Origin of the sequence: Maribacter stanieri (genome assembly GCF_900112245.1) — a bacterium.
Lineage (GTDB): Bacteria > Bacteroidota > Bacteroidia > Flavobacteriales > Flavobacteriaceae > Maribacter > Maribacter stanieri.
This window is the reverse complement of sequence record NZ_FOYX01000001.1, coordinates 306350-318837: the sequence shown is the minus strand read 5'-3', so window position 1 is coordinate 318837 and position 12488 is coordinate 306350. Positions and strand designations below refer to the sequence as shown.

Annotated in this window: 11 protein-coding genes; 10 read left to right on the top strand and 1 reads right to left on the bottom strand. The window is 33.7% G+C overall.

The window, feature by feature from the left end:
* Positions 1-43 precede the first annotated feature (43 nt).
* Genes BM296_RS01410 through BM296_RS01390 form a run of 5 tightly spaced genes read left to right on the top strand, consistent with a single transcriptional unit; the run spans position 44 to position 6728 of the window.
* A complete protein-coding gene (locus BM296_RS01410) occupies positions 44-2347 on the top strand; it encodes a maltose phosphorylase MdxK (protein WP_091900849.1) in 2304 nt (767 codons plus the stop codon).
* Between the two features lie 40 nt (positions 2348-2387).
* Positions 2388-4163 (top strand): alpha-amylase family glycosyl hydrolase, encoded by a 1776-nt coding sequence (locus tag BM296_RS01405; protein ID WP_091900847.1) that lies wholly within the window; start codon positions 2388-2390, stop codon positions 4161-4163.
* A gap of 57 nt (positions 4164-4220) precedes the next feature.
* Positions 4221-4910, top strand: coding sequence for a glycerophosphodiester phosphodiesterase (locus BM296_RS01400; protein ID WP_245786952.1), 690 nt, complete (start codon positions 4221-4223; stop codon positions 4908-4910).
* Positions 4910-6190 (top strand): BaiN/RdsA family NAD(P)/FAD-dependent oxidoreductase, encoded by a 1281-nt coding sequence (locus BM296_RS01395; protein ID WP_091900843.1) that lies wholly within the window; start codon positions 4910-4912, stop codon positions 6188-6190. Before BM296_RS01400 ends, BM296_RS01395 begins: the two co-directional genes overlap by 1 nt.
* 1 nt (position 6191) lies before the next feature.
* The gene (locus BM296_RS01390) at positions 6192-6728 is read left to right on the top strand and encodes a DUF1697 domain-containing protein (RefSeq protein WP_091900841.1); all 537 of its coding nucleotides are present in this window, start codon (positions 6192-6194) and stop codon (positions 6726-6728) included.
* Here BM296_RS01390 and BM296_RS01385 read toward each other — a convergent pair.
* A complete protein-coding gene (locus BM296_RS01385; protein ID WP_091900839.1) occupies positions 6725-7198 on the bottom strand; it encodes a TspO/MBR family protein in 474 nt (157 codons plus the stop codon). The genes BM296_RS01390 and BM296_RS01385 overlap by 4 nt on opposite strands.
* Positions 7199-7279: 81 nt before the next feature.
* On the opposite strand from BM296_RS01385, the gene BM296_RS01380 reads away from it, so the two are divergent.
* The 5 genes from BM296_RS01380 (at position 7280) to BM296_RS01360 (ending at position 12384) form a co-directional block, all read left to right on the top strand.
* On the top strand, positions 7280-8362 hold the full coding sequence (locus tag BM296_RS01380) for a diphosphomevalonate decarboxylase (protein ID WP_091900837.1): 1083 nt from the start codon (positions 7280-7282) through the stop codon (positions 8360-8362).
* A 148-nt stretch (positions 8363-8510) separates the two neighbouring features.
* Positions 8511-9449 carry a mevalonate kinase family protein gene (locus tag BM296_RS01375; protein WP_091900835.1) on the top strand — a complete coding sequence of 313 codons (939 nt, stop codon included), beginning with the start codon at positions 8511-8513 and terminating at the stop codon, positions 9447-9449.
* A 12-nt stretch (positions 9450-9461) separates the two neighbouring features.
* A complete protein-coding gene (locus BM296_RS01370) occupies positions 9462-10367 on the top strand; it encodes a geranylgeranylglycerol-phosphate geranylgeranyltransferase (protein ID WP_091900833.1) in 906 nt (301 codons plus the stop codon).
* 75 nt (positions 10368-10442) lie between these two features.
* Complete coding sequence (locus BM296_RS01365; protein WP_027065956.1) at positions 10443-11285, top strand: pseudouridine synthase; 843 nt, start codon at positions 10443-10445, stop codon at positions 11283-11285.
* A gap of 37 nt (positions 11286-11322) precedes the next feature.
* On the top strand, positions 11323-12384 hold the full coding sequence (locus tag BM296_RS01360) for a zinc-binding metallopeptidase family protein (protein ID WP_091900831.1): 1062 nt from the start codon (positions 11323-11325) through the stop codon (positions 12382-12384).
* Positions 12385-12488: the final 104 nt, after the last annotated feature.

Here is a 12488-nt window from a genome sequence, read left to right as displayed (position 1 = left end):
TTCATAGTTGCTCTATTTTTGATTTAAACTCAATTTTAATTTAATGAATCAAGATTATATAAAACCAGATAAGTGGTGCATTATTGAGGAAGGTTTTGACAGTGAAAATGTTAAATCATCTGAAAGTATTTTTAGCATCGGTAATGGTGCCATGGGGCAACGTGCCAATTTTGAGGAAACCTATACAGGTGAAACTTTTCAAGGAAGTTATATTGCCGGGGTGTATTATCCAGATAAAACCCGAGTAGGTTGGTGGAAAAATGGATATCCAGAATATTTTGCAAAGGTTTTGAATGCTCCTAATTGGATCGGCATTAAAGTACTTGTTGATGGTGTAGAGTTTGATTTGGCAACAAGCAAAAAAGTTTCTGGTTTTAGAAGAGAGCTAAATATGAAAGAGGGTGTTTATACCCGTAGCTTTCAAGCGGTGACTTCTAATAACATTGAAATTGATGTAGTGGTTAAGCGTTTTTTAAGCTTAGATGTAGACGAAGTTGGTGCAATATCATATACTATTAAAGTTTTAAAGACAGATGCTAAAATAGTTTTTGAGCCGTATTTAGATAGTGGAATTACGAATGAGGATAGTAACTGGGATGATAAATTTTGGAATACAACAAACGTAAGCTCAGAGAATAATCGTGCTTTTATTGAAGCACATACCATGAAAACAGAATTTAAGACCTGTACTTTCATGCAGGCCTCAGTTTCATATGGCGATAAAAATGTTTCAAGTGTCCCAGCTGAAAAGACAGATAATTTTGTTTCCCTTAAGTTTGAGCAAAATGTAAAAGCCAACGAATCAATTACTTTAACAAAGTATGGCGGGTATACGGTTGCAAGAAATCATCCTAAAGATGACTTGGTAAAGGTTGCCAAAAATAGCTTGAGTGAAGTAAGTGAATTAGGTTTTAAAGGTTTGTTGAAAAAGCAAATAGCTGCTTGGGCGGCTATTTGGGAAATGAGCGATATTGTTATTAAGGGAGATATTAAAGCACAGCAGGGTATACGTTTTAATATATTTCAATTAAATCAGACTTACCTAGGTACGGATTCTAGACTGAATATTGGTCCAAAAGGATTTACAGGTGAGAAGTATGGAGGTAGTACGTATTGGGATACTGAAGCTTATTGTATTCCTTTTTATATGGCAACAAAAGATGATAAGGTTGCTAGAAAATTATTAAAGTATCGTTATAACCATTTAGAGAAAGCAATTGAGAATGCTAAAAAATTAGGCTTTTCTAATGGTGCTGCATTGTACCCAATGGTAACCATGAATGGTGAAGAATGCCATAATGAATGGGAAATTACTTTTGAGGAAATTCATAGAAACGGGGCTATAGCTTTTGCTATCCATAATTATTTTAGATATACCGGTGATTATAGCTATATACCAGAAATGGGATTAGAAGTTTTAATTGGTATTTCTAGATTTTGGCATCAGCGTGTAAACTTATCAAAGGTCAAGAATAAATACGTGATGCTTGGGGTTACTGGACCAAATGAATATGAAAACAATGTCAATAATAACTGGTATACAAATTACTTGGCAAAATGGTGTATAAATTATACGCTTACACAATTAGAAAAAGTTAAAAATGGCTACCCAGATGATTATCATAGAATTGTTGGTAAAACAAAACTTACCGATAGAGAGTGTGGTAAATGGAAAAAAGTAGCTAGTAAAATGTACTTCCCATATTCGAAAGAATATGGCGTGTTTTTACAACAAGATGGTTTTTTAGATAAAGATTTGGTAAAGGTTAGTGAATTGCCAAAATCAGATAGACCTATAAATCAAAAATGGAGTTGGGATAGGATTTTAAGGTCCCCGTACATTAAGCAGGCAGATGTTTTACAAGGATTTTACTTTTTCGAAGAAGATTTTTCAACTGAAGATCTTGAAAGACATTTTGATTTTTATGAACCATTTACAGTTCATGAATCTTCGCTATCACCGTGTGTGCATAGTATACAAGCTGCTAAATTAGGTAGAATGGAGCAGGCGTATAATTTCTATCTAAGAACGTCTAGATTAGATTTGGATGACTACAATAAAGAAGTAGAAGAAGGCTTGCACATTACTTCTATGGCAGGTACTTGGATGAGTATTGTTGAAGGATTTGGAGGTATGCGTATTGTAAATGATAAACTATCCTTTAAACCTCAAATTCCAAATCAATGGAAGACATATTCCTTTAAAGTCAATTTTAGAAATAGAATTATTAAAGTAAAAGTGACTGCAGAGAATACAACTTTTCAGCTATCGGGTACAGAGGAAGTATCTATTCGGGTAAATGGTAAGAAAGTATCATTGTATCCAGATGAGTTGATTACGGTATAATTTGTACAGTGTTTTAAATCATAAAAATTGAAAATGCCCCATGAATAGTAAAATTGTTATTTATCATGTATTTACTAGACTTTTTGGAAATACGAATACCAACAACAAACCTTGGGGCACTATTGAAGAGAACGGAGTAGGTAAGTTTGCCGATTTCACCAAGAAGGCGCTTTCAGAAATTAAAGACTTAGGCATTACCCATATTTGGTATACAGGTATACCGCACCATGCGGTCATTAATGATTATACGGAATATGGTATATCAAATGATGACCCAACGGTAGTTAAAGGTAGGGCAGGTTCGCCCTATGCGGTTAAAGATTATTACAATGTTAACCCAGATTTGGCTAAAGACCCATCTAAAAGATTAACTGAGTTCAAATCTTTAATAAATCGTACGCATAAGACAGGTCTAAAAGTTATCATTGATATTGTGCCTAATCATGTTGCAAGAAAATATGAAGGCAAGACGAATCCAAAGGGTGTTTCCGATTTTGGATTTGGAGATGATACATCGGTAGAATATCAAAAGGATAATAATTTTTATTACATTCCAAATACCGAATTTCAGCACCCAGTGTGGCGAGATGGGTATACACCTTTAGGTGGGGATATTCCAGAATTTGCAAATACAAAACTAGTTGAGATTCCGGCGAAATGGACAGGAAATGGGTCTAGAAGTCCGCAACCAGATATGAACGATTGGTATGAGACCGTTCGTATAAATTATGGTGTAAGACCAGATGGCGGATTAGATTTTGATATGCTACCTAATGATTTTGGGGAGAAAGATTATATGGAACATTTTAATTACTGGAAGAAAAGAGTGGTTCCTAGCTCTTGGCGAAAGTTTAGAGATGTAGCGCTGTATTGGTTAGAAATGGGTGTAGATGGTTTTAGATATGACATGGCAGAAATGGTTCCTGTAGAATTTTGGAGCTTTATGAATTCTTCTATAAAAATGAAAAACCCTGATGCCTTTATTATGGCAGAAGTATATAATCCAGACTTGTATAGAACTTATATTCATAAGGGAAAAATGGATTACCTATATGATAAGGTCGATTTTTATGACGGGTTAAAGCATATAATGAAAGGCTACGGTTGGTCTGATCATTTACCGGTGGTACAAAATGGTTTACAAGATATAGAACATCATATGCTCCATTTTTTAGAAAATCATGATGAGCAACGTATTGCAAGTCCAGAATTTGTTGGTAATGCAGAAATTGGTAGACCGGCAATGGTGGTTTCGGCAACAATAAGTACTTCGCCGACCATGATTTATTTTGGTCAAGAGGTAGGCGAGCCAGCTGCGGAAAATGCTGGTTTTGGGAGTCCGTCAAGAACGTCTATTTTCGATTATATAGGTGTTCCCCATCACCAAAGATGGGTTAATAATAAGAAATACGATGGGGGACAATCAACACCCCAAGAAACTGAACTTAGAGATTTTTACAAGCGATTATTAAATTTCACTATTAGTAGTGAAGCTTTAATGGGAGCTTATCGGGAAATTCATTTTTACAATAAAGAAATTACAGAAAATTACAATCATAGGGTATTATCTTATGTTCGTTGGTCAGATAATCAAAAACTAATTATTGTTTCCAATTTTGATGCTAACGACCATTTTTCGTTCGATTTAAAATTACCTGTAGATTTAATGAAGAACTGGAAATTAAAGGAAGGTACCTATGCTTTACAAGATGCACTTTATGGTCATTCTAATTCATTGCGAATAGAAAATGGTGAAGGTCATGTTGCAATCAGTCTAAATCCTTTAGAATCTTTTATTTTTGAATTAAAATTTTAAAACATGCTCAAAAGAATAGTTCTAGTCTTAATATGTATCACGTTAGCATCCTGTAATATGAAAGAACCTTTAGTTATTGGTCATAGAGGAGCCATGGGGCACGAAACTGAAAATACCCTACCATCTATTCAAAAAGCAATGGATTTGGGTGTTGATATGATAGAAATTGATGTTTTCAAGATAAAAAGTGGAGAGATTGTAGTTTTTCATGATGATACTTTAGAACGGTTAACAAACGCTCCTGGCAATATTGAAGATTATTATATTACTGACTTGAACAAGGTAATTGTTGAAGGCGGTCATAAAATACCAATGCTGCAAGATGTACTAAAGCTTATTAATAATAAAGTTGCATTGAACATTGAGTTGAAAGGTGCTGGTACTGCGGACAAGGTTAATTTTATAATGAATTATTATATAGAGAAAAAGAATTGGTCTCCAGACAATTTCATAATCTCAAGTTTTAATTTGGATGAGCTAAAGGAAATGCGTAAACGTAATCCTAAGGTAGCTATAGCAGTATTGACCGAAGAAAATCCTGTTGATGCAATTGCAGTTGCCAAAGAATTAAATGCTGTTGCGATAAATCCATATTTTAAAAATTTAGATTTAGAGAAGGCAAATGAAATTCGTGATGCCGGTTTTAAAATATATACTTGGACGGTAAATGAGCCATCAGATATTGATGCCATGAAACATATAGGAGTAGACGGTATTATTACAAATTTCCCTGAACGTGTAAAATAATGTACGACGTTCTAATAATTGGAGGTGGTGCGGCAGGTTTTTATGCGGCAATACATGTTGCGGAGAATAGACCTAATACCAAGATTGCAATTTTGGAGCGAGGTAAAGAGGTTCTTACCAAAGTAAAAGTCTCTGGTGGCGGGCGTTGTAATGTTACCCATGCAGAATTTAACCCGGCTGATTTAAGTAAAAATTATCCAAGAGGAGAAAAGGAGCTTTTAGGTCCATTTCATACTTATGCCAGTGGAGATACCGTTGGTTTTTTTGAGGAACGTGGTGTCGCTTTAAAAATTGAAGACGATGGTAGAATGTTTCCTGTAAGTAATTCTTCACAGACCATAATCGATTGCTTTGTTTCAGAAGTAGATAGATTAGGTATTCAAGTAAAAACACATTGCTCCGTTACCGGTATTGAACAAATTGAAGAGGCAGGAAAAAAGAAATGGAAGGTTGCCGTTGGTGATAGTTCTTTGACCTCTAAAAAGCTAATTCTGGCAACAGGAAGCAATCCTAAAATGTGGGGCTATATTGAAGCTCTAGGGCATAGTATTGTTTCGCCAGTACCATCATTATTTACTTTTAATATTAAAGATGAGCGCATATCGACTATTCCTGGCGTAGCTACACAGGCAGAAGTGCATGTTGTTCCTAAAAAGAACTTTGGTAAAAAAGTAAAACTACATAAATCAGATATTTCTACTTTAACCTCAGAAGGTCCATTATTGATTACCCATTGGGGTATGAGTGGTCCGGCTATTTTAAAGCTTTCTGCATGGGGTGCCAGAGTTTTAGAGGCATATAATTATCAATTTAAAATTCAAGTGAACTGGGTGCCAGAATATCATAAAGACGGATTGTTGGAGTTGCTTTTACAAGTTAAGCAGGTAGAAAAGAAGACCATCTTAAGATCTAAAGTACTAGATATACCAAAACGGTTATGGGTTAACTTGGTAAAAGCATCTGGTATAGACGATACAACTACGTGGCCAGAAGTTAGTAAACAACAATTGCAAACACTAGCCGAGCAGTTAACTGCCGGTATTTTTCAAGTAAATGGAAAGAGTACATTTAAAGAAGAATTTGTAACTGCCGGAGGTGTAGATTTAAAGGAGGTCAACTTTAAAACCTATGAAAGTAAAATTTTACCTAGCCTATATTTTGCAGGCGAAATTATAAATGTTGATGCGATAACAGGTGGGTTCAATTTTCAAAATGCTTGGACAGGGGGGTATATTGCCGCTAAGGGAGTGGTAGAAGATTTGAATAATAATTTTGATTGATATGACAACTTATGTAGCATTTTTAAGAGGAATAAATGTTAGTGGTAAGCATAAGATTGTAATGACCCAACTTAAAAAGTTATGTGAGGACTTAAAACTTCAACAAGTTAAAACATACATTCAAAGTGGAAATATTGTCTTTAATAGTACTTTAGATAATACGGTAGAATTAGAAGAACTACTTTCAAAAGCTATTTTAAACGAGTTTGGGTTTAATGTACCGGTAATAGTAAAAACCGTTTCTGTTTTACAAGGAATACTAAACCATAATCCGTTCATTACAGATGACGAAATCTTAAGAAAGCAAATCTATTTTGTTCTTCTCAAGAATAAACCAAATAAAGATGAATTAAATAGTTTTGAATCAGAATCTTTTGATAATGAAGAATTTGTAATAGCTGATACTTGTATTTATCTCAAGTGTAAAGCTGGCTACGGAAAAGCAAAATTAAATAACAATCTAATTGAGCGAAAGTTGAAGGTTTTAGCAACTACCAGAAATTATAGAACCTTGACCAAATTAATAGAACTGAGTTAATTTAATTCCCAAATTTTATAGTTCAAAGCTGTAGCAAAACATAGCCATAGAAAATAAGGGACCAATAGAGCGGCGGCTAATTTACTGACAACGTTAAACCATTTAATGGTTAACCCAAGAATAATTAATAATGTAATTATTATCAGAAGCGCTAAAAGGGGCTGCTTTAGTCCAAAGAAAACAATACTCCATAAACCATTTAAAAGAAGTTGAAAACCAAAATGATAGAGTCCGGTTTTTACATACTTATGATGAAAGCCTTTCGCCCAAACCCAACCTGCAGAAATTCCCATCATAATATATAATACACTCCAAACAGGAGCAAAGATCCAATTTGGGGGACTAAAGCTTGGCTTGTTCAACGTCATATACCAATCGTTTACAGAGCTTTGCGTAACAACGCTGCTGAGAAATCCAATGGTGGTACATAATAAAATACCAATAAAAACGTAAGTAAGCTTTCTTTTCAATAGGTCGGTGTTTACCTCTAAAATAAGGATTTATTTCAATTGATAGCCCTAAAAACTATATTTGCACAAATTGAATATTCAATGTCAGAAAAAGATTTTATTCCAGCTCCATATACCACATTGAAAGAAGAAGGTTCTGTAACCTATTCTTCTCCAAGTAATATTGCTTTAGTAAAGTATTGGGGAAAAAGAGAAAATCAAATTCCTGCAAATCCATCTATTAGTTTTACGTTGGCTGCATGTGTAACAAAAACTTGTGTACATTATAAAAAGAAGGCACAGCATAGTGATGAATTTTCGTTCGACCTATTGTTTGAAGGAGAGGCAAAAGAAGAATTTAAACCAAAAATAAATACGTTCTTAAAAAGAATAGTGGCGTATTTGCCATTTTTGAAAGACTATCATTTTATAATAAATACATCTAATTCTTTTCCACATAGTAGTGGTATAGCATCATCTGCAAGTGGTATGTCTGCTTTGGCATTGTGCTTTATGGAGATGGAAAAAACGTTCTTACCTAATATTACAACTAATGATTTTAATAGAAAAGTATCATTTTTATCTCGTTTAGGTTCGGGTAGTGCATGCCGTAGCATTGAAGGTCCGTTGGTACAATGGGGTGAAACATCTTCAATTAAGGGGAGCTCAAACTTATATGGAATAAAATATCCTTATGAGGTACATGAAATATTCAATAATTTTCATGATACCATTTTATTGGTTGATAAAGGAGAGAAGCAAGTGAGTAGTACGGTGGGTCATGAACTCATGCATGGACACCCATTTGCGACGCAAAGGTTTGATCAGGCGCATACAAATTTGGAAAAACTTGGTAAGGTTTTGGCAGATGGTAATTTAATTGATTTTATAAGTATAGTTGAAAGTGAGGCGCTAACATTACATGCAATGATGATGACTAGTAATCCTTATTTTATATTAATGAAGCCAAATACACTCTCCATTATTAATGAAATTTGGAAGTTTAGAGAGGAATCTAATACTCATGTTTGTTTTACTTTAGATGCGGGTGCCAATGTGCACGTACTTTATCCGGAAAATGAAAAAGATGTCGTTTTTCCGTTTATTAAAGAGAAGTTAGTTCCTTTTTGCCAAAATGGACAGTATATTTGTGATCGAATTGGTCTGGGTGCTAAGAAGTTGTAGGTGTTTATAGTACTATTATTTGGTAAAAAACGTTGGTAGATAAATGATTCGTCTATTTTGTTTAACCATTTAAGGTAAAACGTTCAACTTTATATGAATCTTTGATTATATTTATACTTAAGTTTCAATATCTGTTTAGTTTTTAAAAATGAAAGGACCTCTTTTTTATTCAAAAATTCTTCTCTTCGGGGAGTATGGTATCATTAAAGATTCCAAAGGATTATCAATACCTTATAATTTCTATAAAGGAGCTTTGAAATCTGATTCTAGTGTGTCTAAAGAGGCAACAAAATCTAATAAAAGCTTAGAAGCATTTGCTCAATATTTAAAAAATCTTACAATTGAAGAGCCTAGTTTGGTTTCTTTTGATTTAGATCTTTTAAATAGAGATGTTGCCGAAGGTATGTATTTTGATAGTTCTATACCACAGGGCTATGGCGTAGGTAGTAGTGGTGCTCTTGTAGCAGCTATTTATGATAAATACGCTCAAGATAAAATAACGGTTTTAGAGAATTTAACTAGAGAAAAATTATTGAAGCTTAAAACGATATTCGGTAAAATGGAGTCGTTCTTTCATGGTAAATCTTCTGGTCTTGATCCATTAAACAGTTATTTAAGTCTTCCTATTTTAATAAATTCTAAAGATAATATTGAGTCTACCAGCATACCTTCTCAGAATGCAGAAGGTAAAGGAGCGGTATTTTTATTAGATAGTGGTATTATTGGTGAAACAGCCCCAATGGTTCAGATTTTCATGGAACAAATGAAAAATGATGGATTTAGAAAAATGCTAAAAAATCAGTTTATAAAGCACACAGATGCTTGTGTAGAAGATTTTGTAAACGGCAATATTCAATCACTGTTCGGTAATCTAAAACAATTGTCACATGTTGTTTTAGATAATTTCAAACCTATGATACCAGCAAAGTTTCATGACTTATGGAAAAATGGTATAGATACTAATGATTACTATTTAAAACTTTGCGGCTCAGGTGGTGGTGGTTATATTCTAGGTTTTACAGAAGATTTAGAAAAAGCTAAAACTGCGTTAAAAGATTATAAACTGGAAGTAGTTTATAATTTTTAGGTAATTTCCAAAATGCTTAATAGAAAAAATAAGCTCTTACTTTTAAAAGTACTGAGTCTGTTTTCAGTAGTTAGAGGGTATAACATACTTGTTATAGCTTTAGCTCAATATTTGGCGTCTATTTATATTTTGGCACCAGAATTGCCAGTACGTAAAGTGGTTTTAGATCTTAACCTTTTTGTAATTGTCTTGGCTTCAGCCATGGTAATTGCGGGCGGGTATATTATAAATAATTTTTACGACGCCGAAAAAGACCTAATCAACAAACCTCGTAAAAGTATGTTGGATCGTTTGGTGAGTCAACGATTTAAGCTAACAACATATTTTGTATTAAATTTCATGGCAGTCATAGCGGCTAGTTATGTTTCTTTTAGAGCTGTTTTCTTTTTCTCATCTTATATTTTTGGCATTTGGATTTATTCTCATAAGTTGAAAAAAATACCTTTTCTAGGTAATTTCATTTCAGCTACCCTGGCGATTACCCCTTTCTTTGTAATCTTTGTGTATTATAAGAATTTGCAACCAGTCATATTTGTACATGCTGTATTTCTCTTTTTATTGATTCTTGCACGAGAGATGATAAAAGATTTGGAGAACATTTCTGGAGATCTAGCTCAGAATTATAAAACTATTCCCATTATATACGGAGCGCGAACATCTAAATTGCTAATAACTTTTTTAATATTATTGACCCTTGTACCAGCTTTACTTCTAATATTTAAGTTTGATGTGGGATATATGAACTTCTATTTTGTGCTTTGTGTGATACTAATGGTATTGTTTATATTTCTGCTTTTTAAAGCCCAAGTACGAAAAGACTATGTATGGCTACATAATATTCTTAAACTTATTATTGTAATGGGTGTCTTTAGTATTCTTTTAATAGATGTAGACCTGGTTTTAAACAGAATACTATAGTTGTTCGTAATATGTTACATATAACTATTTGAACGGCAATGCAATTTCCTACCTTTGTACAAAATTAGTACAGTTATGAGTAGGGATGATTCTAATAGGGGAAAGAATGCTTCAGGCAGACAAGGAGGTAATTTCAAAAAAAAGAGCTATGCTCGAGGTAATGCGCCCATTAAGAAAAATGTGACGCCGAGTAAGCCAATGGATCCAAATTCTATTAGACTTAATAAATATGTAGCAAATTCTGGAGTATGTTCTAGAAGAGATGCGGATATTTATATTTCTGCAGGTAATGTAACTGTTAATGGGAAGCCTATCACAGAAATGGGGTATAAGGTGAAGTTGAGCGATGAAGTAAAATTCGACGGTCAATTATTAAATCCTGTTAAGAAAGAATACGTGTTGCTTAATAAGCCAAAAGATTTTGTTACAACTATACGTGACGAAAAAGGAAAAAGACATGTATCTGGATTGATATCTAGTGCGTCCAAATCAAAATTGCTACCAATAGATAAATTGGAGAAAGAACATACTGGGTTACTTTTATTTACCAATGACGGTAACATGACGAAGGTGCTTAAGAGCCCTATAAATGGTATGCGTAAAATTTATCATTTAGTATTGGAGCAAGAATTAAGAAGCGCCGATCTAAAGAAAATTCAAGAAGGAGTCATAGTTGACGAAAAAGTAGTGAGAGTGCAAGATGTTAGTTTTATTGCCGATGCTCCTAAACGAGAAGTAGGAATAGAAATATTTAGTTCTAGAAATAAAATTGTTGAGCGTTTGTTCGAAACCTTAGGGTATAAGGTTCAAAAGCTTGACAGGGTTGTTTATGGTGGTCTTACTAAAAAAGACTTACCAAGAGGACACTGGAGGTATTTAACGGATCAAGAGGTTATAAACCTTAAGATGATTAAATAACACCTGGTTCTCGTCTGGTTATAAGACTTCAGGATATATGAAATTATTTCAGTGTACAAATTGTAAGAATACGGTTGTTTTTGAAAATAACACATGTGTAAACTGTGGTTATCTTTTAGGATATTCTTCGTATTATAATAAGACAGTTTCCTTAGATTCGAAAGCATCTCAATGGAATGTTCCAGAGTTGGAGGACAAGACCTATAGGTACTGTAAAAATTACAATCATAATGTCTGTAATTGGCTAGTAGATGTTTCTAGGGGTAATGAATACTGTCTGGCATGTTCCTTAAATAGAACAATTCCCCATATTTTAGAAGATGATAATTTAATTAAGTGGAAGCATATTGAAATTGCTAAACACAGATTAGTCTATCAATTATTACGTTTTAAATTACCTGTGGTCAGTAAAACAACAGATGAGATAAAAGGCTTTTGTTTTGATTTCTTGGCGAAAGAAGATTTACCAGAAGCGTCTAAGGACATAAAGACAGGTCATGCCAATGGTGTAATAACCTTGTTGATATCAGAAGCGGATCCGGTTGTTCGTGAGCAGATTAAAAAGCAAATGTCTGAGCGTTATAGAACACTTCTTGGTCATTTTAGGCATGAAATAGGTCATTATTTTTGGGAAAGACTTGTTCGTGATAAACCAGATACTTTAGCAGAATTTAGAAATATATTCGGTAATGAATCTATATCGTATGGTGATGCCTTGAACAATTATTACAACAACGGTCCACAAGCGAATTGGCAGCAAAGGTTTATAAGCAAATATGCGTCTTCTCACCCTTGGGAAGATTGGGCTGAAACCTGGTCTCACTACTTGCATTTGACAGATGTTTTAGAGACTGCATATAATTTCGGACTCAAAACTAATCCGAAGATAACGGCTAAGAAAAATCTAAAAATAAACGCCAGTTTCGATCCGTATAGAGAAACTAGCTTTGAGAAGGTAATGGACACCGGTATTCCATTATTATTTGCATTGAATAGTATGAACAGGTCAATGGGTGAAGATGATCTTTATCCCTTTATTATATCTGATTCAGTAAAGAATAAATTAGAATTCATTCATAATTTATTGAAAAGTAATTAGTCTTTACTAAAGCCTTCGCCAAAATTAATCTTTCACTTAGACATAGTTTGCTAAAATTAGTGGGGATGCTAATTTCATTATTTTCCAAATAGTAATAACAGTTC

Coding starts and splice junctions, on each gene's coding strand:
- BM296_RS01410 (WP_091900849.1), top strand. CDS start 44: ATGAATCAAGATTATATAAAACCAGATAAGTGGTGCATTATTGAGGAA.
- BM296_RS01405 (WP_091900847.1), top strand. CDS start 2,388: ATGAATAGTAAAATTGTTATTTATCATGTATTTACTAGACTTTTTGGA.
- BM296_RS01400 (WP_245786952.1), top strand. CDS start 4,221: ATGAAAGAACCTTTAGTTATTGGTCATAGAGGAGCCATGGGGCACGAA.
- BM296_RS01395 (WP_091900843.1), top strand. CDS start 4,910: ATGTACGACGTTCTAATAATTGGAGGTGGTGCGGCAGGTTTTTATGCG.
- BM296_RS01390 (WP_091900841.1), top strand. CDS start 6,192: ATGACAACTTATGTAGCATTTTTAAGAGGAATAAATGTTAGTGGTAAG.
- BM296_RS01380 (WP_091900837.1), top strand. CDS start 7,280: ATGTCAGAAAAAGATTTTATTCCAGCTCCATATACCACATTGAAAGAA.
- BM296_RS01375 (WP_091900835.1), top strand. CDS start 8,511: ATGAAAGGACCTCTTTTTTATTCAAAAATTCTTCTCTTCGGGGAGTAT.
- BM296_RS01370 (WP_091900833.1), top strand. CDS start 9,462: ATGCTTAATAGAAAAAATAAGCTCTTACTTTTAAAAGTACTGAGTCTG.
- BM296_RS01365 (WP_027065956.1), top strand. CDS start 10,443: ATGAGTAGGGATGATTCTAATAGGGGAAAGAATGCTTCAGGCAGACAA.
- BM296_RS01360 (WP_091900831.1), top strand. CDS start 11,323: ATGAAATTATTTCAGTGTACAAATTGTAAGAATACGGTTGTTTTTGAA.